A 19,485-nucleotide genomic window follows, 5' to 3' on the forward strand; every position below is an offset into this window, starting at 1 on the left:
CGCGAAGACAAGTCGGCCCGGTCCGCGGTGACCGAGACTGGCGCCATGGCCGAACACTTCGACGTGCTCATCATCGGCGCCGGGCTGTCCGGGATCGGCGCGGCGTGGCGGCTGCAGCAGGAGCGGCCGGGCACCAGCTACGCCGTCCTCGAGGCCCGCGACGCCATCGGCGGGACCTGGGACCTGTTCCGCTACCCGGGCGTGCGCTCGGACTCCGACATGTTCACCCTCAGCTACCCGTTCCGTCCCTGGCAGGGCGACCGTTCGCTGGCCTCGGGCGAGAGCATCCGCCAGTACATCCAGGACACGGCGGACGAGGGTGGCATCACGCCGCACATCCGCTTCTCCGCCCGGGTCGTGGCCGCCGACTGGAGCGCCGGCCGCTGGACCGTCCGGCTGGCCGGCGGCGAGACCCTGACCTGCCGTTTCCTGTACGCGTGCGCCGGCTACTACGACTACGCCCGGGGTCACCAGCCGGACTTCGCCGGGCTCGACGACTTCACCGGCCGGTTCGTGCACCCGCAGTCGTGGCCCGCGGACCTGGACCATGCCGGCCGACGAGTGGTGGTCATCGGCAGCGGGGCGACCGCGGTGACGCTGGTGCCCGCGATGGCCGAGACAGCCGCCCACGTCACCATGCTCCAGCGCTCGCCGTCGTACCTGACCGTGCTGCCCGGCCGGGACGTGGTCGCCGACCTGTTGCGCCGGCGGCTGCCCGCCCGCGTCGCCCACAAGGTGGCCCGGGCCAAGAACATCGTCCTCGCGCAGGGCTTCTACCAGCTCGCCCGGCGCCGCCCGGAACGCGTCAAGGCCATCCTGCGCCGCTTCGCCGTCCGGCACCTGGCCGACCCGGCCTACGTCGACGAGCACTTCACCCCCGCCTACCAGCCCTGGGACCAGCGGCTGTGCGTGATCCCGGACGGCGACCTGTTCGCGGCGATCAACAACGGCACCGCCTCGATGGTCACCGACCACATCGAACGGTTCGTACCGGAGGGCATCCGGCTGCGCTCGGGCCGCACGCTCGAGGCGGACATCGTGGTGTCGGCCACCGGGCTGTCGCTGCTGCCGATCGGCGGGGTCACCCTCACCGTCGACGGTCGCGAGGTCGACCCGGGCAAGAGCGTCGCGTACCGCGGGGTGATGCTCAGCGGGGTGCCGAACTTCGCCTACTGCATCGGCTACACCAACGCCTCGTGGACACTGCGCGCCGATCTGTCGCACCGCTACGTCTGCCGGCTGCTGGCCTTCATGGACAAGAGCGGGTACGTCAGCGCCACCCCGAAGGAGGGGCCCGGCAACCGGCGGCCGCTGCTGGACCTGACGTCCGGCTACGTGCAACGGGCGCTGGACCGCTTCCCGCAGCAGGGCGACAAGGACCCGTGGACGGTCCGGCAGAACTACCTGCTCGACGTGCTCACCACCCCGCGGGCCGACGTCCGCCGGGACATGACCTTCACCCGATCCACCGCGCCCGTGCTGGAGGAGATCCGATGACGCGGCTGAGCCCGTACCGTTTCCCGGGCCGGACGGCCGTGCTCACCGGGGCCGCCAGCGGCATCGGCGAGCAGTTGGCCCACGGCCTCGCCGCCCGCGGCAGCGACCTGGTCCTCGTCGACCGTGACGCGCTGCGGCTCGACGCGGTCGCCGAGCGGATCCGGGCCACGCACCCCGGGCGCGCGGTCGAGACGCTGGTCGCCGACCTCGGTGACCGGGCGGCCGTGCTGAGCACCGCGGCGGGCATCGGGGAGCGGCACCCGGCGATCGGCCTGCTGGTCAACAACGCCGGGATGGCGCTGGGCGGGCGCTTCGACCAGCTCGACGTCGCCCAGTTCGAGCAGGTGATGACGGTCAACTTCACCGCGCCCATGCTGCTCATCCACCACCTGCTGCCGGCCCTGACCGCCGAGCCGGGCAGCCACCTGGTCAACGTCTCCAGCCTGTACGGGCTCGTCGCACCGCCGGGACAGTCGGCCTACAGCGCCAGCAAATTCGCCCTGCGCGGGCTCAGCGAGGTGCTGCGCGGCGAGTTGCTGGAGTCGGGCGTGGGCGTGACGACGGTGCATCCGGGTGGCATCCGTACCCGGATCGCCGAGAGCGCGCAGATCGGGGCGGGAGTGCCGGCCACCGAGGTCGAGCTGCAGCAGCGGGTCTTCGCCGCCCTGCTGACGTATCCGCCGGAGAAGGCGGCCCGGGAGATCCTCGACGCCGTCGAGCGCCGCCGCGCCCGGGTGCTGATCGCCGCCAGCGCGAAGATCTCCGACGTGCTCGCCCGGCTGCTGCCGGTGAACCACATGCGGGTGATCGGGCGGTTGACCGCCGCGGCCGGCCGCCGCGCCCGTACGGCGGTGACCCGATGAGCGGCCCGGGCCCGGTCCGGGAGCTGACCGTCCGCGGTGCGCGGATCCGGGTTCGTGCGAGTGGCGACCCCGGCCACCCGCCGGTGCTGCTGCTGCACGGCATCGGCCGCAGCCTGGAGGACTGGGATCCGCAGCACGAGCGGCTGGCCGGCGACCACCGGCTGATCAGCGTGGACCTGCCGGGCTTCGGGTTGTCCGAGCCGCTGCCGGGGCGGGTGACCCTGGCCGGGCTGGCCGAGGGAGTGGCGGCCACCGTCGACGCGCTCGGCGAGGACCGGCCACTGCACGTGATGGGCAATTCACTGGGCGGCGCGGTGGCCATGCGGATGCTCACCGCTTCTCCGGCGCGGATTGCCACGCTGACCCTGGTGAACAGCGCCGGCTTCGGCAAGGAAGTGGCGCTGGCATTGCGCATTCTCGCCGTTCCGGGCCTCGGTAAACCGTTGTTGCGGCGCATCGATGCTCGCTCCGCGTACCGAATCGAACGCAGCCTGTTCCATGACCGGGCGCATGTGACCCCGGAGCGGGTGGATCTCGCCCTGCGGGTCGCCGCCCGGCCGCACAATGCCCGGGTGTTCCTGGAGACGGCGAGGGAGCTGGGCACCCTGCGGGGCATCCGCGCGCCCTGGCGGGAGACCCTGTTGGAGCAGGTCACGGCCCATACCCGGCCGGCCCTGATCGTCTGGGGCGACCGCGACCTGATCCTGCCGGTGGCCCACCTGGCCGCCGCGCGCGCGGCCTTTCCGCACGCCCGGACGCATTTGTTCCCCGACACCGGGCACATGCCGCAGATCGAGCGGGCCGACGATTTCGCCGACCTGGCCCGGGTGTTCCTGGTCGCCCATTCCTCCAGCGTTTAGCGCACAGTCAGCAGACCGTTCCGGAGAGAAATTATATTGGCGCCGGCAACTTAGGATACGTTTCCCACGTCTTGTTGCACAGTTGCTCTCCGGAAGGACCGCCCTTTGCGACCCCGCTCCGCCACGACGTTGCTGGTGCTCCTGCTGTTGCCGGCGGTCGCCGTCGCGCTCGCGCTCGGCCCCGGTGCCCCGGCGCGGGCCGCCGCGGCACCACCGGCGATCGCCAACGGCGAGGACGCCGTGCCGGGCCGGTACGGCTTCGCGGTGAAGCTCACCATGACGGGCATCCCCGAAGCGGGTGGCGGGCGCCGCGACAGCTCCTGCACGGGCGCGCTGGTCGCACCCCGCTGGGTGATCACGGCCGGGCACTGCTTCAAGAACATCAAGGGCACCCACGTCTCGCGCCTGGTCGCCCGGCTGACCACCGCCACCGCCGGCCGCACCGACCTGTCCGGCCGGGCGGGGCACAAGGTCAAGGTCATCGCGGTGCGCCAGTCGTCGACGACCGACGTGGCGCTGGCCCGGCTGGCCGAGCCGATCACCGACATCGCCCCGGTCAAGCTCAACCGCAGAGCGCCCGCGGTCGGCACGATCGTGCGGCTGGCCGGCTACGGCCGTACGGTCGACGACGACCCGTCCAGCCTGGCCACCCACCTGCAGACCGGCCAGTTCAAGGTCGCCTCGCTCAGCCGCGCATACGTCGGCATGCGCGGCCACGCCCCGCGCTCCACCACCAGCCCCTGCTCGCAGGACTCGGGCGGCCCCTACTTCACCCAGCAGGACGGCGACGCGGTGCTGATCTCGGTGGTCAGCCACGGACCGTCGTGCCCGCACGCGAAGGTCGACCTGAGCGGGCGCATCGACACCATCACCGGCTGGATCACCGGCATCATCGGCCGCCCGGCGCCGGCCACGAAGGCGCCCGCGTCGGCCCGGGCGCCGGTGAAGAAGCCACCGGCCACGAAGCCGAGCGCCCCGCCGGCCGACGACAGCTCACTGGCGGCCGCGGTCCGGGGCCCGGCCGCCGATCCCGTGGTCCGCACGGCGCTGGCCACCTTCGTGGTCGTCGGCTTCGGCGCGGTGCCGGCCCTGGTCCTGGGCAACCGCCGGCGCCGGCGCGACCACCAGCGCAGCGGCGTACGCCGGCATCGCCGCTGACCCGCCTCCGCTCGCCCACCGCCGGGCGGGATGAAAGAATGTGCTGATGGACGCGGTCTCGTCCCGCTCCGCCGGGATCCCCTCGGAGCTTGCTGCCCTCATGGGCGACGACACCGACGAGCTCTACGACAACGCCCCCTGCGGCAATCTCGCCACCCTGCCCGACGGCACGATCGTGCGGGTCAACGCCACGCTGCTGGGCTGGCTCGGGCACACCCGCGAGGAGCTGGTCGGGCGGCGGCGCTTCGTCGACCTGCTCACCGTCGGGGGCCAGGTTTTTTACGAGACCCACCTGGCGCCGCTGCTGCGGATGCGCGGCGAGGTCAACGGCATCGCCCTGGAGCTGCGCGCGGCCGACGGCACCCGGCTTCCGGTGCTGGTCACCGCCACGGTCAGGACCGGTGCCGACGGCACGCCGCTGATGGTGCGCACCACGATCTTCGACGCCCGGGAGCGCCGCGCGTACGAGCAGGAGCTGCTGCGGGCCCGGCGCGACGCCGAGGGCGACCGGGAACGGCTCCGCGGCCTGGTCTCCGGCCTGCAGCGCAGCCTGCTGCCGGTCAGCCTGCCCGCACCGGCGGGGATGCGCACCGCCGGGCACTACCGGATGGCCTCGCCCGACGAGGTGGGCGGCGACTTCTACGACCTGTTCCCGCTCAGCGAGGGCCGGTGGGGGTTCTTCCTCGGTGACGTCTGCGGCAAGGGCGTCGAGGCGGCGGCCGTGACCGCCGCGGCCCGCTACACGCTGCGCGCCGCCGCCGTCTACGACCCCACGCCCGAGGCGGTCCTGCGCAACCTCAACTCGGTGCTCTGCCAGGAGTACCGCAGCCAGGCCCACCGGCACTGCACGGTCGTCTTCGGCCTGCTGACCCCGGACGGGACCGGCTGGACGGCCACCATCGCCGGCGGCGGGCATCCGCCCCCGCTGCTGCTGCGTCCCGACGGCACCGCCCGTCACCAGCACACCACCGGCGGCACCCTGATCGGCATCATCGCGGATCCGCGGCTGGTCAGCCGGACGTTGCGGCTGGACCCGGGCGACACGCTGGTGCTGTACAGCGACGGGCTCACCGACGCGCGCACCGGCGATCAGCGGTACGGCAGCGAGGCCCTGGAGGCCTTCGCCGGCACGCTGACACCGACCGACGCGCCCGGGGCCGTGGCGGCGTTCGCGGAGCTGCTCGGCACCTTCGACGAGCTCGACGACGACGTCGCCCTGATGGCCATGAGCGTCGACCGGCCCGGCGGTGCGACGCCACCGGGGATTGCCCCGGCATGAGGACGGCGGTCCCCCTACAGTGATCCAGATGTCCTCCTGGCCGACGAACCCCGCCCATCACCGCTGGCTGGACCAGCACACCCGGGAGCTGCTGGCGTTCGGGCGCCGGACCGCCGATCCGGCCGGCGGCGCCCGCTGGCTCGACGCCCACGGCCGGCCGGACCCCCAGCAGCAGGTCTCCACCCTGCTCAGCTCGCGGATGACGCACGTCTACGCCGTCGGCGCCCTGCTCGGCGTGCCCGGCGCGGCGCCGATCGCCGAGCAGGCCCTGCGCGGGCTCACCGGGCGGCTGTGCGACGAGCAGCACGGCGGCTGGTTCCCCGCGCTCGGCGACCGGACGGTCAAAGCCTGCTACGACCACGCGTTCGTGCTGCTCGCCGGGGCCTCCGCGACCAGCGCCGGACTGACCGGCGGGCCGGCCCTGCTCGCCGCGGCCGAGGGGGTGTTCGTCCAGCGGTTCTGGGACGACGACGCCGGTCGCTGCGTGGACACCTGGAACGCCGACTTCACGGTCCTGGACGGCTACCGCGGCATCAACGGCAACATGCACGCGGTCGAGGCGATGCTGACGGTCGCCGGCGTGACCGCAGACGAGGCGTGGCTGGACCGGGCACTGCGGGTCTGCCGGTTCGTGGCCGACACGGCGCGGGCCAACGACTGGCGCATCCCGGAGCACTACGACGAGCACTGGCGGCCGCTGCCGGACTTCCACCGCGAGCAGCCGGACCACCCGTTCAAGCCGTACGGGGCCACGGTCGGTCACGGCCTGGAGTGGTCGCGGCTTTTCCTGCACGCCGAGGCCGCCCGCCCGGCGGAGTCCTGGCTGGCCGGAGCTTCCCGGTCCCTGTTCGACCGGGCGGTCAGCGACGGCTGGTCGGTCGACGGGCGGCCGGGCTTCGTCTACACCACCGACTGGGACGGCGAGCCGGTGGTCCGCGACCGGATGCACTGGGTGACCACCGAGGCGATCAGCGCCGCCGCGGCCCTGCATCGGCGTTTCGGCGACGAGCAGTACGCGACCTGGTACCGCACCTGGTGGGACTACGCGGCGGCGTACCAGCTCGACCACGACCACGGTTCGTGGTTCCACCAGCTCGACGCGGACAACGTGCCGACCGCGACGGTGTGGCCGGGCAAGCCGGATCTGTACCACAGCCTGCAGGCGACGCTGACCGCCCGGCTGCCGCTGACCCCGATGCTGGCCCCGGCCGTCGCGCGGACCCTGGCCGGCCCGGCGTGACCAGGCTCATCGGCGGACTCGGCGCAGGGCTGTGGCCAGCCCGAGGTCGAGGATGATGACCGCGGCCAGGGCCGGCGCGATGGCGGCCGGTCCGAGCCCGTCGTGGGTCAGGCCGATCAGCGGTGAGATCACGATCGGTCCGAAGCTGGCCCCGGCGATCACCAGTGCGGTGGAGGTGCCGGCCGCGGGGGTGACCTGGACGAACCAGGACAGGGCGGTGGGGAACACCGGGGCCAGGAAGAGGCCGGTCAGGATGAAGCTGTAGCCGGCGGCCGGTGGCCACCAGGCCAGGGTCATGCTCGCGGTCGCCAGGAGCAGGGTCAGGGGCACCAGCCGGGCCGGTGGCACCCGCAGGCTGAGCGGGGCGGCGAGCAGCCGGCCGACGGTGAAGGCGACCCAGAACGTCGCGGTGGCCCCGGCGGCGGTGTCGGCGCTGGAACCGACGACTTCGATGAGGTAGGTGGCGGCCCAGCTGGCCACGCCGGTCTCGGCGCCGACGTAGAGCAGGAAGAGCATCAGGAACGCGGCCACGATCAGCGGCCGGCCGCCGCCTGCCGCCCGGTCCCGGCCCGGGACCGCCGGCACCACGGCCGGGGCAGCGCCCAGCAGCGGCATCGTCGCCACGGCGATGACCAGGTACGTGCACCCGATGGCGATGCGGCTCCCGTCGGTCGCCGCCACCAGCAGCGGACCGGCGACGGCACCGACCCCGAAGGCGGCGCTGAGCAGGTTGAGGACCACGGCGCCGCGCGCGCCGTACGCGGACGCGAAGTAGACGTTGAGGTCGAGGTCGAGCCCGCCGAAGCCGAGCCCGAGCAGGAACGCTCCGCCCAGCAGAACCGGCCAGGCGGGTGCGGCCATCAGCACGAGAGCGCCGGCCGCGACCACGATCAGCTCGACGACGAACCGGGTGCGGAAGGTGCTGCGCCGGTCCGCCACGCCGGCCGTCAGCACGCCCAGGACGGACCCCGCGAAGTGGGCGCTGACCAGCAGACTGGCCGCGGTCGCCGAGCCGCCGAAGGTCGCGCGCAGGACGGGGATGAGCGGGCCGTAGACCGCGACGAGCAGCCCGATCAGGAAGAACGCCGCACCGCCGCCGATGGCGACCCGGAGCGACGGCGGACGCGGGCGCACCGGCGCCGGGGACGGTGCGAAGATCTCGGCCACCGGCCTAGTATGCGGATAGCCGCAGAATCCAGCAAGAAACCTCAGACTTCCGGAAGGAAACCGCAGATGTTCGCAGCCGAGCGCCAGGACCGGATCCTGGCCGAGCTCGTCGCCCACGGCCGGGTCACGGTGACCGCGCTGGCGGCCGCGCAAGGCGTCTCCGAGGACACCGTGCGGCGCGACCTCAAAGTCCTGGCTGACCGCGGCTACCTGCAGAAGACACACGGGGGCGCGGTCGCCCTGGATCCGGCCCGGATGGCCTGGACCGCCCGCTCGGACCTGCACACCGAGGGCAAGGCGGCGATCGGCGCGGTCGCGGCGCCGCTGGTCTCCCCCGGTCAGACGATCTTCCTCGACGCCGGCTCGACCGTGCGGGAGCTGGCCCGGCAGCTCACCCCCCGCCCGCTGACCGTGATCACCAATTCCCTCGACATCGCGGCCGTGTTCGCCGACGACCGTCAGGTCCAGCTCACTGTCACCGGCGGCGACTGGCAGCCGGAGGGCCGCCTGCTGACCGGCTCGGCCACGCTGGCGGCTCTCGCGGCCCGTCGCGGCGACTGGGCGTTCCTGGGCGCCTGCTCGATCGACCCGCAGGCCGGGGTGACCGCCGAGTCCGACACCGACGCACAGGTCAAGCGGGCCATGGCCGGCGCGGCCCGGCACACGGTGGTCCTGGCCGACCGGACGAAGTTCGGCTCGATCAGTCCGTACCTGGTCGCGCCGGTCACCGAGCTGTATGCCGTGGTCACCGACGACGCCGGAGCCGCCGACGCGCTACGGGCGGCCGGACTGCCCCGCGCTCTGCACGCTCCCCCGGAATGAGCCCGGCCCGGCCGTCCGCGACGGACGACCGGGCCGGACCACGCGTCCCGATCAGACGCCGGCGAGCTTGCGGCTCGACGCGCGCAGGTAGACGGCCCAGGTGACCAGCACGCAGAGCGCGTAGAAGGCGATGAACGCGATGTACGCCGCGTCGGCCGTCTTGTAGGTCAGGAACGACTGCCGGAACGCCAGGTTCACCAGCACCCCGCCGAAGGCTCCGATCGCTCCGGCGATGCCGATCACCGCACCGGACAGCCGGCGGGCCTCGTGCTCGTCGCCCGGGTTCTTCAGCGCGAAGATGCGCGGGATCATCTTGTACGTCGAGCCGTTGCCGATGCCGCTGAAGATGAACAGGGCGATGAAGCCGACCAGGTAGAGCGGCAGCGAGCGCAGTTGCGAGGCCAGCAGCACGATGCTGGCGCCGGCGGCCATCGCGATGAAGTTGGCGAAGGTGACCCGGGCGCCGCCGAGGCGGTCCGCCAGCGCCCCGCCGACCGGGCGGATCAGCGAGCCCAGCAGCGGGCCCAGGAACGTCAGGTAGGCGGCCTTGACCGGGGTGTCGAAGTCCTGCGCGAACTGCACCTGCAGCACCTGGCCGAAGGCGAAGCCGAAGCCGATGAACGAGCCGAAGGTGCCGATGTACAACAGTGCCATGATCCAGGTGTGGCCCTCCCGGGCGGCGTCGCGCATGCCGCGCTTCTCGTTGCGGGCCTGGGTCAGGTTGTCCATCCTGAGCGCCGAGCCGAGCACGGCCACCACGATCAGCGGGATGTAGATGCCGGCGACGATGCCCGGGTGCCCGGCGCCGAAGACGGCCAGCACGAACAGGCCGACCAGCTGCACGGCCGCGACCCCGAGGTTGCCGCCGCCGGCGTTGATGCCCAGCGCCCAGCCCTTGAGCCGGTCCGGATAGAACGCGTTGATGTTGGCCATCGACGACGCGAAGTTGCCGCCGCCGACGCCGGCGACCGCGGCCAGCAGGATCAGCGTCGTGTAGGAGACGCCCGGCTCGATCAGGAAAGCGGCCAGCACCGCCGGGATCAGCAGCAGGGACGCGCTGATGATGGTCCAGTTGCGGCCGCCGAACCGGGCCACCGCGAAGGTGTACGGGATCCGCAGCGCGCCGCCGACCAGTGCGGGCACGGCGGTGAGCAGGAACTTGCCGGCCGGGTCGATGCCGTACGCGGGGCCGAGGAACAACACCAGCACCGACCACAGTGTCCACACCGAGAAGCCGATGTGCTCGGAGAAGATCGAGAAGATCAGGTTGCGCCGGGCGATCGGGGCGCCGGTGGTGTCCCAGAAGGTCCGGTCCTCGGGACGCCAGTCGTCGATCCAGTGCCCGTGGACGGTTCTCGCCGCGGGACGTTCCAGGGTTGCGGTCATGACGGGACCTCCGAGGCGGTGAGCGACGAGATGACGAGGTGACCGTCGGCGTCGACGGTGACGGGGTAGACGGTGAGATCACTGATCCCGGACAGCGAGCACCCGGTGGTGAGGTCGAAGGCCATCAGGTGCAGCGGGCAGACCAGCACCTTGTTGTCGATCTGGCCGTCGGCCAGCGGCCCGCCGCGGTGCGGGCAGACGGCGGACAGCGCGCGCACCGAGCCGTCGCGCAGCCGGAAGACGGCGACCATCTCGCCGTCGACCTCGTAGGTGCGTCCCTCGCCCAGCGGGATGTCGGTGACCGGCCCCAGGATCCTCATCGGACCGGCACCTGCGGCAGCACGACCAGCGGCAGCGACGTGCGGAACTGCCCGGGGGTGGCCGGTTCGGCCCGTTCCTTCCACGGATCGCGGTACGCGGCGACCGAGGCGGCCATCGCGGCGTCCAGGTCGGCGGCGATGCCCTCGGCGTCGTCCACCACGACCGCGCGGATGTGCTCGATGCCCAGCCTCGGCACCCACGCGTACGTGCGCTCCAGCCAGTTGGCGCTCTCCCGGTAGTACTGCAGGAAGCGCCCGGTCAGCGTGATGACCTCCGCGGGCGACTCGACCGTGGCGAGCAGGTCGCCCTTGCGGACGTGGGCGCCGGCCGCACCGCCGACGTAGATCTCCCAGCGGCCGCCGTCGATGGCCACCACGCCGAGGTCCTTCACGTACGCCTCGGCGCAGTTGCGCGGGCACCCGGTGACCGCGAGTTTCATCTTGCCGGGCCCCTCGATGCCCTGGTAGCGCTCCTCGAGGGCGATGCCCAGGGCGGTGGAGTCGCCGACGCCGAAGCGGCAGAAGTCCGAGCCCACACAGGTCTTCACCGTGCGGAAGCTCTTGCCGTAGGCGTAGCCCGAGGGCATGTCCAGGTCGGCCCAGATCTTGGGCAGCGTCTCCTTGGGAATTCCCAGCAGGTCGATGCGCTGCCCGCCGGTCAGCTTCACCATGGGTACGGCGTGCTTCTCGGCCACCTCGGCGATCCGGCGCAGCTGGGCCGGGGTGGTGACGCCGCCCTTCATCTGCGGCACCACCGAGAACGTGCCGTCGCGCTGGATGTTGGCGTGCACCCGGTCGTTGATGAACCGGGCGTCGCGCTCGTCGACGTAGTCCTCGCCCCACATCATCTTCAGCAGCGAGGCCAGGCCCATTTTGCTCTTGGCGTCCTCCTCGCCGCCGGGGACCAGCTTGGCGAAGACCGACGAGACCGAGCGCAGGTCGTAGGTGCGGATCGCGGCCATCAGCTCGGCCTTGGGCATCGGCACGCCGGGCACGTACCAGCTCGCCCTGGGGTCCTCCTCGACGGCGCCGCCGGCGGCCCACTCGACGATCTGCGCGACCAGGCTCTTGCAGGTGCCGCAGCCCTTGCCGGCCCGGGTCTTGTCCATCACGCCGCTGACCGTCTTGCAGCCGCCGTGCACCGTCTCGGCGATCGTGCCCTTGGTGACGCCGTTGCAGTTGCAGACCTGGGCGTCGTCGGCCAGCTCGGCCGCGCTGACCTCGGCGGGCGGGCCACCCAGGTCGAACATCAGCTCGACCCGGTCCTCGGGCAGGGCCAGCCCGCGGTCGAAGGCCTGCATCAGGAACGCGACCTTCTTGACGTCACCGACCAGCGTCGCGCCGACCAGCCGGCCGTCGCGGATGATCACGCTCTTGTAGATGCCCTTGCGGGGTTCGCTGAAGACCAGCGTCTCGTCGTCCTCGCGGTCGGACTCCTTCAGGCCCATCGAGGCGACGTCGACCCCGGCCACCTTGAGCTTGGTGGCGATCCGGGAACCGTGGTACGCGGCCCGCGGGTCCCGGCCGGTGAGGTGGTCGGCGAGCACCTTGGCCTGGTCCCAGAGCGGGGCGACCAGCCCGTACGTCTCGCCGCGGTGCTGGGCGCACTCCCCCACCACGTAGATGTCCGGCTCGTCCTGGGCCCGCATCTGGTCGTCGACCACGATGCCGCGCTCGACCACCAGCCCGCTGGCCGCGGCCACCTCGGTGTTGGCCCGGATGCCGGCGGCGACCACGACCACGTCGCAGTCGATGACCCGGCCGTCGGCCAGCTTGACCCCGGTGACCGCGTGCTTGCCGAGGATCTCGGTGGTCATCGCCTCGCAGACGACCTCGATGCCCAGCTTCTCCACGCTGCGCTGCAGGATCGCGCCGGCCTGGGCGTCCAGCTGGGTGTTCATCAGGTGCCCCATGGCGTGCAGCAGCGTCACGTGCGAGACGTGGTTCTGCAGACCGCGGGCCGCCTCCAGGCCGAGCAGTCCGCCGCCGATCACCACGGCCCGCTCGTGCTCGCGGGCGTAGCGGATCATGCTGCGGGTGTCCTCGAGCGTGCGGAAGGCGAAGACGCCCTGGTGGTAGCCGCGGCCGGGGCGGTGGATGCCGGGGATCGGCGGGACGAACGCCCGGCTGCCGGTGGCGATGATGAGCTTGTCGTACGGGGTGGCGGTGCCGTCCTCGGCGTACACCTGCTTGGCGAACCGGTCGATGCGGCTGATCCGGCGGCCGGCGTGCAGGGTGATGCCGTTGTCGGCGTACCAGCTCAGGTCGTTGAGGAAGATGCCGGACTCGTCCTCGACCCCGGCCAGGACGTTGGACAGCATGATCCGGTTGTAGTTGCCGTACGGCTCGTCGCCGAACATGGTGATGTCGAAGTCGCCGCCGCGGCTGAGGATCTCCTCCACCGTCCGCGCGCCGGCCATGCCGTTGCCGATGACGACCAGTCGCGGGGCCATCAGACCTCCACCAGCCCGAGATCAATGACCACGGTGCCGGTGGTTCCGGCCGGTGCGGCCAGCCACAGCTCGACGGCGGTCCCGGCGTCCAGGTCCTCGACGACCCGCAGTGGGACGTGTACGTCGGCCTTGGCCCCGATCGGGAAGTACCGCATCGGCTTGCCGTCCCGCATCAGCACGACACAGATCAGATCGTCGGCCGAGTTGCCGCCGCGGAAGTAGACAGCCTGCGCGGCCACGCCGGCGGGCACGACGTAGCCCGGCACGCCGATCGGGGCCGGCTGGTCCAGGCCCTTGCCCTCGAAGGGCAGGACGCCCTGCAGGAAGCGGGGTGTGGAGTTCACCTAGGTGTTCCTTTCGTGATGGCGACCGCGCACGCCTTGAAAGCGGGCATCTTGGAGTGCCGGTCGAGGGCCGGGTCGGTGAGCAGGTTGACGGCCTGGTCGCCGCCCCAGTGGAACGGCGCGAAGACGGTGTCCGGCCGGATGCCGGGATTGAGCCGGGCCCGGAACACGGCCCGGCCGCGGCGGCTGGACAGCTCGACCATGTCGCTGTCGGCGATGCCGAGCCGGCGGGCCAGATCGGGATGCAGCTCGACGCGGGGCTCGGGCAGCGAGACGGTCAGGGCGGAGACCCGGCGGGTCTGGTTGCCGCTCTGGTACTGCTGCATGTTGCGCCCGGTGGTGAGCACGTACGGGTAGTCCCGGTCGGGCATCTCGTGCGGGTCGCGGTGCTCGACGCGGACGAACTTCGCGCGCCCGTCCGCGGTCGGGAACGAATCGGCGAACAGTCGTGGCGTACCCGGGTGGTCCTCGGCCGGGCACGGCCAGAACACGCCCTGTTGGGCCTCGATCCGCTCGTAGGTGATGCCGGCGTAGTCGGCGATCCCGCCGGCGCTGGCCCGGCGCAGCTCGTCGAAAACGGTCCGCGGGTCGTCGCTGAAGAACCGCCCGCGGCCCAGCCGGTCCGCCAGCCCGCTGAGGAACTGCAGGTCGGTCCGCACGTCCGGCGGCGGCGGGAGGGCCCTCCGGCGGCGGATGACCCGGCCCTCGAGGTTGGTCATCGTGCCCTCCTCCTCGGCGAACTGGGCCGTGGGGAGCACGACGTCGGCCAGCGCCGCGGTCTCGGAGAGGAAGATGTCGGAGACGACGAGCAGATCCAGCGCGCGCAGCCGCTCGATGACGTGCCCGGCGTGCGGGGCGGAGACGGCCATGTTGCTGGCCAGCACGAGCAGCGCGCGGACCCCGCCGTCGGTGCCGAGCCGGTCGAGCATCTCGTACGCGGACCTGCCGGGCTGCGGAAGCTCGTCCGGGTCGACCCCCCAGACGCCGGCGACGTGCGCCCGGGCGGCCGGGTCGTCCAGCCGCCGGTAGCCGGGCAGCTGGTCGGCCTTCTGCCCGTGTTCGCGCCCGCCCTGCCCGTTGCCCTGCCCGGTGATGGTCCCGTAACCGGAGTAGGGCCGCCCGACCAGGCCCAGCGCGAGGGCGAGGTTGAGATACGCCTGTGCGGTGTCGGTGCCGTTGCTGTGCTGCTCGGCCCCGCGAGCGGTGAGGATCATCGACGGTCGCTCGGTGGCCAGCAGCCGGACGGTCTCACGCAGGTCGGCCTCGCTGACCCCGGTCATCCGCTCGACCCGTTCCGGCCAGTAGGCGGCGACGGCCGCCCGCACGCCGTCGAAGCCGCTGGTCCGGTCCCGGATGTAGGCCTCGTCGATCAGGCCCTCCCGGACCGCGATGTGCAACAGGCCGTTGGCCAGCGCCAGGTCCGTGCCGGGCAAGGGCTGCAGATGCCGGTACGCGCCCGCGGCGGTCGGCGTACGCCGCGGGTCGACGACGATGTGCCGCGCCCCCTCGGCCCGCCCGGCGTCGAGATACTGCATCGACGGCGGCATGGCATCAGCCGGATTCGCCCCGACCAGCAGGACCGTGCGGGCCTGGGCCACATCCTCCAGCGGGAACGGCAGCCCCCGGTCGACCCCGAGCGCACGGTTGGCGGCGGTGGCGGCGGACGACATGCAGAACCGGCCGTTGTAGTCGATCGACGCGGACCGCAGCGCCACCCGTACGAACTTGCCGAGCGTGTACGCCTTCTCGTTGGTCAGACCACCGCCACCGAAGGCACCGACGCTGTCGAGGCCGTACTCCCGCTGGCAGCGCTCGATCCCGGCGACGATGCGCTCGTACGCCTCATCCCACGTCGCCTCCCGCAGCGGGCTGCCGCGGTCCGTGGGATCCTTGCGCACCAGCGGCGTGAGCAGCCGGTCCTTGTGGTCGAGCAGCTCGGCCGCGGTCCAGCCCTTGGCGCACAGGCCACCCCGGTTGACCGGGAACTCGGTGGGCTCCAGCCGCACCCGGGGAATCTCAGGCGTCAGCGCGATGCCGCACTGCAGGGCGCAGTACGGGCAATGCGTCTCGGTCACCGTCACACCGAAGATGCTCGGCGGTAACCATTTCCTCACCGGACCGCGACGATTGCCGCGGCGTTCAAAAAACCCTACAACCGCCCCGGCCCCGTTGTGAGACCGAACCGATCAGAGCCGAGGCCAGCTCCGGAGCGTCTCGTCCAGCCCGTCCCGCAGATCCCGATGCGAACGATAGCTGCGCTGCGGCTGCCCGTCGCCCTTGATCAGGTCCTGGGCCAGCCCCGCCGGCGACGGCAGCAGCCCGCCGCCCACGTGGACGACGTCGCGGAGCACCGTCCGGCTTCCCTGACGGCCGTCGACGAACTCGCCCGTGCGCCAGCCGGTCTCCTCATCCCAGACCAGGCCGACGAGACCACTGCCGCTCCCGGCACACACGATCGTCGCGTCCCGCGGGTCTCGCGGGTCGAGCCAGCTCTCCTGGATACGCACGCCGCTCCGCGCCATGGTGGTCACCACGTCAAGCACGTACGGCCGGAGCAGATCAAGCCACGGATCAGGATGCCGCTGCACGGTCAGGTTCAAGTCCACGTCGTCGTCCTCTCTAGACGTCTTCGTGGATTGTTACGCAGCAGAAAGATCAGATCACTAGCAGTGACGAAGCGACTTATGGTATTGATCGGTAGGAATATGTTGAAAGTCGCCGGTATTGTTCACCATCAGCTCGGCAATGCCCGAGGCGACACCGCCAATGTGCCACGCAGAACTTTCGCGCCCCAGCGCCGGCCCCGATTCGTGGCCTTCAAGCTCAGAATCACACCGGCCACGGTCAACGCGGGCACCGCGAGCAGGGCGGCGCTCGTTCGCGCATCCAGAACACCGGCGAGCCAGGTGTCCACGGCGGTGGCGATCGGGCGACTGCCGACGTAGGCCATGGCCCACATGGCCATGACGCGACCGGCCTGGGCGGGGCCCGCGATCTCGAGCATGAGGCTCTGAGTCGCGGTGCCGACCAGAAGCGAGGCGATTCCTGAGGTCGCCACGGCAACCAGGGCAGCACCGAAAGAATCCACGATGGACAAGCTGATGGTGGCGCCGCCGAGCACGGCCAGGAACCACCCGGTGCCGGTCAGACCCGTCCGGAGGCCGGGCAGCAGGGAACCGATCACCGTCCCGATCCCGAAGGCGCACAGAAAATACGCCGACATGGCCGCGCTCATCCCGAAGGTGACCGCCAAGGAAGGCCCGAGGACGAGCGGCGGATCGGTGGCCACGGTGGAGGCGGCCACAATCAGGAGCAGTACCTGAAGACGGCGTGTTCTACGCACGATGCGGAAACCGTCGAGGAGCGCCGTACTCCGCGACCGGAATTGCGGTCGACCGGACCTCATCCTGAGCAGGATCGCTGCCAGCGCCAGGAACGAGGCGGCGTTCACGGCGAAAGCCGCGCCGAATCCCAGGACGGCCACCACGCCCAGGCCGAGGATCGGCGCCAATGCCCGGCCGATGTTGGACGAGACGCCGTTGAGCGTGACCGCGGCGCGCGTCTCCTCCACCGGAACCAGGGTGGGCACGAACGCGGACTGCGCGGGAAGTGTGAACGTGTAACCCACGCCGATGAGGAAGGCGCAGGTCACCAGGGTCGCCAGCCCGAGCTGACCGGCAGACTGGAGGCCCGCCAGGACGACACAGACCGTGGCCGAACCGAGCTGCGTCACGAGCAGGACGTGGCGGCGGTCGAAACGATCCGCCACGGCCCCGGCCACCGGGCCGAGCAACAACGGGCTGACGAACTGCGCTCCGACGACCAGGCCGACTCCGGTGGTCGAGCCGGTCAGCTGGTACGCGAGCACGACCTGCGCCGCGTTCTGCACCCAGGTGCCGATGTTCGACAGCGAATTGCCGGCGAAATACCACCGGAATCGCCGATGTCTCAGCACCGACCAGGTGGTCGGCCCGAACCCGGCCGCGGACGAGCCGCGGCTGATCAGGGCAGGCATCGGGCCGCGATCGGCCGTTCGAACAGCGCACCGGACGGGTAGTCGAGGCTGTCGTCGACCCTGCGCAGAAACCGGAAGCCGATACCCCGGTAGTAGTCATGGAGCTTGAAATTGGTGGACCACACATCGATACGGGAGACCTGTGCGCCATATTCGGCGGCAGCCTTCCCGCTGGCCCAATCGATGAGCCTCGCCCCGATCCCTTGACCCGCGTAGTCCCGGTTGATGCAGACGCGATTCAGGTAGACGGCCGGTAAGCGGCGCTCCTCCGCGGTCCACAGCAACGTACTACCGTGCCGGAACGACGTGATGGTCGCTACCGCGGTGGCGCCGTCCCACACCATCCACGTCGATTCCGTCTCCAGTCCTTGGCGGATGCGTTCGTCCCGCTCCGCCAGCGACGGCCAGGGCTTCGCCCACTGGTCGGTGCCCTTCGTCGGCAGCCAACTGGCCGCCCCCTTGATGAGGTTGACGATGGCCTGGTGATCCTCGATCGACGCCGCCACGGGCTCGATAGCTAGATTTCTCATCATTTGCGTTTCTGTGATGCGGCTCGAGGGGCACGCCGACAGGGACCGGACACATCTGGTGGGGACAGATGCTCAGCTTTGCTCGTCTTCGGTACTGCTCGGTATGTCCTCGGCCTGGGCCGGCGAACGGATCTCCGGCGGCACATCACCGATGTTGTAGACCAGGCGGTTCCGGTCGGCCGGCCAGACCGTCACCGTGCACCTGATGGGAGTTCCCGATCTCTCGTAGGCGGTTCGCACGGTCTCGATGACGGCGACACCGTTCTCCGGCAATTTGAAGAAACTGATCTCGTTCTCGTCCGGCGGCCGGGCCAGGATCTTGTCCTGATAGCCGGCCTGCTCAAGACCCAGCTTCAGGGCGACGTACCGCACGACACCCGGTTCGATGTTCGTGGCCTCGACCAGCTTGGTCGCGCCCATCTCCACGAATTTCATCGGGTAGAAAGACGTCTGCATCGACCAGGGCTTGCCGTCGATGCTGAGCTTCTGGTGCCGGGACACTATCGCCGAGCTCTCGTTGACCTGGAGCTCGCGAGCCACCCGGCCGGCGGCGAGCTGAATCTCCACTCGCGGCACGGTGGCGTCCGGCCGGCGCAATTGAGCCCGCGCCGCCGACATGTAGGCGACACCCTCACCGCCGCCGAGGCCGGTGTCGTTGTCCGTGGACAGTGTGATGGCGAAGGGCACGATCCGGTCGACGACGTAGGTGCCCTGTCCCGGCCGGGTGATCACGAGCCCGCGGCTGGTGAGCGAGCGGATGGCATCCCGGACGGTGTTGCGCGAGGCGTTGTTGAACTCCTCGCGGAGCTCCAGCTCCGTGGGCAACTTGGTGCCGGGGGCAAGGTCACCGCTCTCGATCCGCTGACGGAGCTCCTCGGCGATCTGCCGGTACATCGGTTCTGCCATCACCAGTCCTCGCAGTCGTTGTTGGAATGAGTCCTACGGCAGGCCTCGCCTAACTGAGGAGGCTGAACGGGACAACTGTATTTACCACACTGTCTCCGCACGGTAGCATCTTGCGGTAGGGGTGGTTGGGACAAGTGGCATCAGTCGGGTCACTTGGATGAGTCTAGTGGGACAGACGAAGGGTTCAAGCGGTACCTCGGCAGTCGGGGCGCTTCAGCACCTCAACGCCGGGACGCTCGTCGATGACGCGCCGTCGACGAGGCAGCGAAAGGATCTTCGCCATGAGTGACCAACGCTCGGGTCACTGCGAGTGCCAACAGTGCCGGCGGCGCACCTGGGCCATCTGGTTCATGATCGCTTCGGCGCTTCTGCTGATGTCGGCGGCGGTGTTCATCCGGGCCGTACTGACGCTTTGACGGTGCCGCTCGCGGCGCAGCAGTCGGTATTCCGACTGCTGCCCGCCGACATCCCTAAGAAGGATTGCGGTCGGCGGGCAACAATGAAAAGATCGATTGCAATCTTGATCCTTCGGCCAGCTTTGATCCTTCGGCCAGCTTTGATCCTTCGGTCAGCATTGATCCTTCAGCCACGGGGGTGATCACCTGCGGGCTCTTCTGATTACCGCGGCCGTTGCCGCGGCGACCG

Annotated in this window: 19 protein-coding genes; 8 read left to right on the top strand and 11 right to left on the bottom strand. The window is 71.0% G+C overall.

What is annotated here, in order from left to right; translation table 11 throughout:
- Positions 1–45 precede the first annotated feature (45 nt).
- The 6 genes from AB0C12_RS01270 (at position 46) to AB0C12_RS01295 (ending at position 6,897) form a co-directional block, all read left to right on the top strand.
- Positions 46–1,497: an NAD(P)/FAD-dependent oxidoreductase gene (locus tag AB0C12_RS01270; RefSeq protein ID WP_360542858.1), complete on the top strand. Its 1,452-nt coding sequence runs from the start codon at positions 46–48 to the stop codon at positions 1,495–1,497.
- Positions 1,494–2,360, top strand: coding sequence for an SDR family NAD(P)-dependent oxidoreductase (locus tag AB0C12_RS01275; protein ID WP_360542860.1), 867 nt, complete (start codon positions 1,494–1,496; stop codon positions 2,358–2,360). The genes AB0C12_RS01270 and AB0C12_RS01275 overlap by 4 nt, the downstream gene beginning before the upstream one ends.
- Complete coding sequence (locus AB0C12_RS01280) at positions 2,357–3,220, top strand: alpha/beta fold hydrolase (protein WP_360542862.1); 864 nt, start codon at positions 2,357–2,359, stop codon at positions 3,218–3,220. Before AB0C12_RS01275 ends, AB0C12_RS01280 begins: the two co-directional genes overlap by 4 nt.
- Positions 3,221–3,325: 105 nt before the next feature.
- Entirely contained in the window at positions 3,326–4,378 is a 1,053-nt protein-coding gene (locus tag AB0C12_RS01285; RefSeq protein WP_360542864.1) for a trypsin-like serine protease, read from the top strand.
- A gap of 46 nt (positions 4,379–4,424) precedes the next feature.
- A complete protein-coding gene (locus AB0C12_RS01290; protein ID WP_360542866.1) occupies positions 4,425–5,657 on the top strand; it encodes a SpoIIE family protein phosphatase in 1,233 nt (410 codons plus the stop codon).
- 28 nt (positions 5,658–5,685) lie between these two features.
- Entirely contained in the window at positions 5,686–6,897 is a 1,212-nt protein-coding gene (locus AB0C12_RS01295; protein WP_360542868.1) for an AGE family epimerase/isomerase, read from the top strand.
- Positions 6,898–6,903: 6 nt separating this feature from the next.
- On the opposite strand, the gene AB0C12_RS01300 is transcribed toward AB0C12_RS01295, so the two are convergent.
- Complete coding sequence (locus AB0C12_RS01300; RefSeq protein WP_360542870.1) at positions 6,904–8,064, bottom strand: MFS transporter; 1,161 nt, start codon at positions 8,062–8,064, stop codon at positions 6,904–6,906.
- Positions 8,065–8,130: 66 nt separating this feature from the next.
- Here AB0C12_RS01300 and AB0C12_RS01305 point away from each other — a divergent pair, with 66 nt between their 5' ends.
- Positions 8,131–8,886: a DeoR/GlpR family DNA-binding transcription regulator gene (locus tag AB0C12_RS01305; RefSeq protein WP_360542872.1), complete on the top strand. Its 756-nt coding sequence runs from the start codon at positions 8,131–8,133 to the stop codon at positions 8,884–8,886.
- Positions 8,887–8,937: 51 nt separating this feature from the next.
- Here the strand turns inward: AB0C12_RS01305 and AB0C12_RS01310 are convergent, their stop codons facing one another.
- The 9 genes from AB0C12_RS01310 to AB0C12_RS01350 all read right to left on the bottom strand — a co-directional run bounded on the left by AB0C12_RS01310 (position 8,938) and on the right by AB0C12_RS01350 (position 18,840).
- A complete protein-coding gene (locus AB0C12_RS01310; protein ID WP_360542874.1) occupies positions 8,938–10,272 on the bottom strand; it encodes a nitrate/nitrite transporter in 1,335 nt (444 codons plus the stop codon).
- Positions 10,269–10,592 (bottom strand): Rieske (2Fe-2S) protein, encoded by a 324-nt coding sequence (locus AB0C12_RS01315; RefSeq protein WP_360542876.1) that lies wholly within the window; start codon positions 10,590–10,592, stop codon positions 10,269–10,271. Before AB0C12_RS01315 ends, AB0C12_RS01310 begins: the two co-directional genes overlap by 4 nt.
- Positions 10,589–13,045: a nitrite reductase large subunit NirB gene (nirB, locus tag AB0C12_RS01320; RefSeq protein ID WP_360542878.1), complete on the bottom strand. Its 2,457-nt coding sequence runs from the start codon at positions 13,043–13,045 to the stop codon at positions 10,589–10,591. Before nirB ends, AB0C12_RS01315 begins: the two co-directional genes overlap by 4 nt.
- Positions 13,045–13,389, bottom strand: coding sequence for a molybdopterin oxidoreductase (locus AB0C12_RS01325; RefSeq protein WP_360542880.1), 345 nt, complete (start codon positions 13,387–13,389; stop codon positions 13,045–13,047). The genes nirB and AB0C12_RS01325 overlap by 1 nt, the downstream gene beginning before the upstream one ends.
- On the bottom strand, positions 13,386–15,470 hold the full coding sequence (locus tag AB0C12_RS01330) for a molybdopterin oxidoreductase family protein (RefSeq protein ID WP_360542882.1): 2,085 nt from the start codon (positions 15,468–15,470) through the stop codon (positions 13,386–13,388). The genes AB0C12_RS01325 and AB0C12_RS01330 overlap by 4 nt, the downstream gene beginning before the upstream one ends.
- Before the next feature lie 105 nt (positions 15,471–15,575).
- On the bottom strand, positions 15,576–15,995 hold the full coding sequence (locus AB0C12_RS01335; RefSeq protein ID WP_360542884.1) for a DUF6292 family protein: 420 nt from the start codon (positions 15,993–15,995) through the stop codon (positions 15,576–15,578).
- A gap of 128 nt (positions 15,996–16,123) precedes the next feature.
- Positions 16,124–17,404: an MFS transporter gene (locus tag AB0C12_RS01340; protein ID WP_360542886.1), complete on the bottom strand. Its 1,281-nt coding sequence runs from the start codon at positions 17,402–17,404 to the stop codon at positions 16,124–16,126.
- A complete protein-coding gene (locus tag AB0C12_RS01345) occupies positions 17,392–17,910 on the bottom strand; it encodes a GNAT family N-acetyltransferase (protein ID WP_360542888.1) in 519 nt (172 codons plus the stop codon). Before AB0C12_RS01345 ends, AB0C12_RS01340 begins: the two co-directional genes overlap by 13 nt.
- A gap of 96 nt (positions 17,911–18,006) precedes the next feature.
- A complete protein-coding gene (locus tag AB0C12_RS01350) occupies positions 18,007–18,840 on the bottom strand; it encodes a GntR family transcriptional regulator (RefSeq protein ID WP_360542890.1) in 834 nt (277 codons plus the stop codon).
- A gap of 281 nt (positions 18,841–19,121) precedes the next feature.
- Here AB0C12_RS01350 and AB0C12_RS01355 point away from each other — a divergent pair, with 281 nt between their 5' ends.
- Positions 19,122–19,256 (top strand): hypothetical protein, encoded by a 135-nt coding sequence (locus AB0C12_RS01355; protein WP_360542892.1) that lies wholly within the window; start codon positions 19,122–19,124, stop codon positions 19,254–19,256.
- 54 nt (positions 19,257–19,310) lie between these two features.
- On the opposite strand, the gene AB0C12_RS01360 is transcribed toward AB0C12_RS01355, so the two are convergent.
- Positions 19,311–19,442, bottom strand: a complete 132-nt coding sequence (locus AB0C12_RS01360; RefSeq protein WP_360542894.1) for a hypothetical protein — start codon at positions 19,440–19,442, stop codon at positions 19,311–19,313.
- Between the last annotated feature and the right edge of the window lie 43 nt (positions 19,443–19,485).

Origin of the sequence: Actinoplanes sp. NPDC048967 (assembly GCF_040649415.1) — a bacterium.
Classification (GTDB): Bacteria; Actinomycetota; Actinomycetes; order Mycobacteriales; family Micromonosporaceae; genus Actinoplanes.

Excerpts from the sequence above, each read along its gene's own strand:
- AB0C12_RS01340 (WP_360542886.1), bottom strand. The coding sequence starts at position 17,404 with ATGCCTGCCCTGATCAGCCGCGGCTCGTCCGCGGCCGGGTTCGGGCCG.
- nirB (WP_360542878.1), bottom strand. The coding sequence starts at position 13,045 with ATGGCCCCGCGACTGGTCGTCATCGGCAACGGCATGGCCGGCGCGCGG.
- AB0C12_RS01350 (WP_360542890.1), bottom strand. The coding sequence starts at position 18,840 with ATGGCAGAACCGATGTACCGGCAGATCGCCGAGGAGCTCCGTCAGCGG.
- AB0C12_RS01280 (WP_360542862.1), top strand. The coding sequence starts at position 2,357 with ATGAGCGGCCCGGGCCCGGTCCGGGAGCTGACCGTCCGCGGTGCGCGG.
- AB0C12_RS01275 (WP_360542860.1), top strand. The coding sequence starts at position 1,494 with ATGACGCGGCTGAGCCCGTACCGTTTCCCGGGCCGGACGGCCGTGCTC.
- AB0C12_RS01295 (WP_360542868.1), top strand. The coding sequence starts at position 5,686 with ATGTCCTCCTGGCCGACGAACCCCGCCCATCACCGCTGGCTGGACCAG.
- AB0C12_RS01355 (WP_360542892.1), top strand. The coding sequence starts at position 19,122 with ATGAGTGACCAACGCTCGGGTCACTGCGAGTGCCAACAGTGCCGGCGG.
- AB0C12_RS01315 (WP_360542876.1), bottom strand. The coding sequence starts at position 10,592 with ATGAGGATCCTGGGGCCGGTCACCGACATCCCGCTGGGCGAGGGACGC.
- AB0C12_RS01270 (WP_360542858.1), top strand. The coding sequence starts at position 46 with ATGGCCGAACACTTCGACGTGCTCATCATCGGCGCCGGGCTGTCCGGG.
- AB0C12_RS01305 (WP_360542872.1), top strand. The coding sequence starts at position 8,131 with ATGTTCGCAGCCGAGCGCCAGGACCGGATCCTGGCCGAGCTCGTCGCC.
- AB0C12_RS01290 (WP_360542866.1), top strand. The coding sequence starts at position 4,425 with ATGGACGCGGTCTCGTCCCGCTCCGCCGGGATCCCCTCGGAGCTTGCT.
- AB0C12_RS01310 (WP_360542874.1), bottom strand. The coding sequence starts at position 10,272 with ATGACCGCAACCCTGGAACGTCCCGCGGCGAGAACCGTCCACGGGCAC.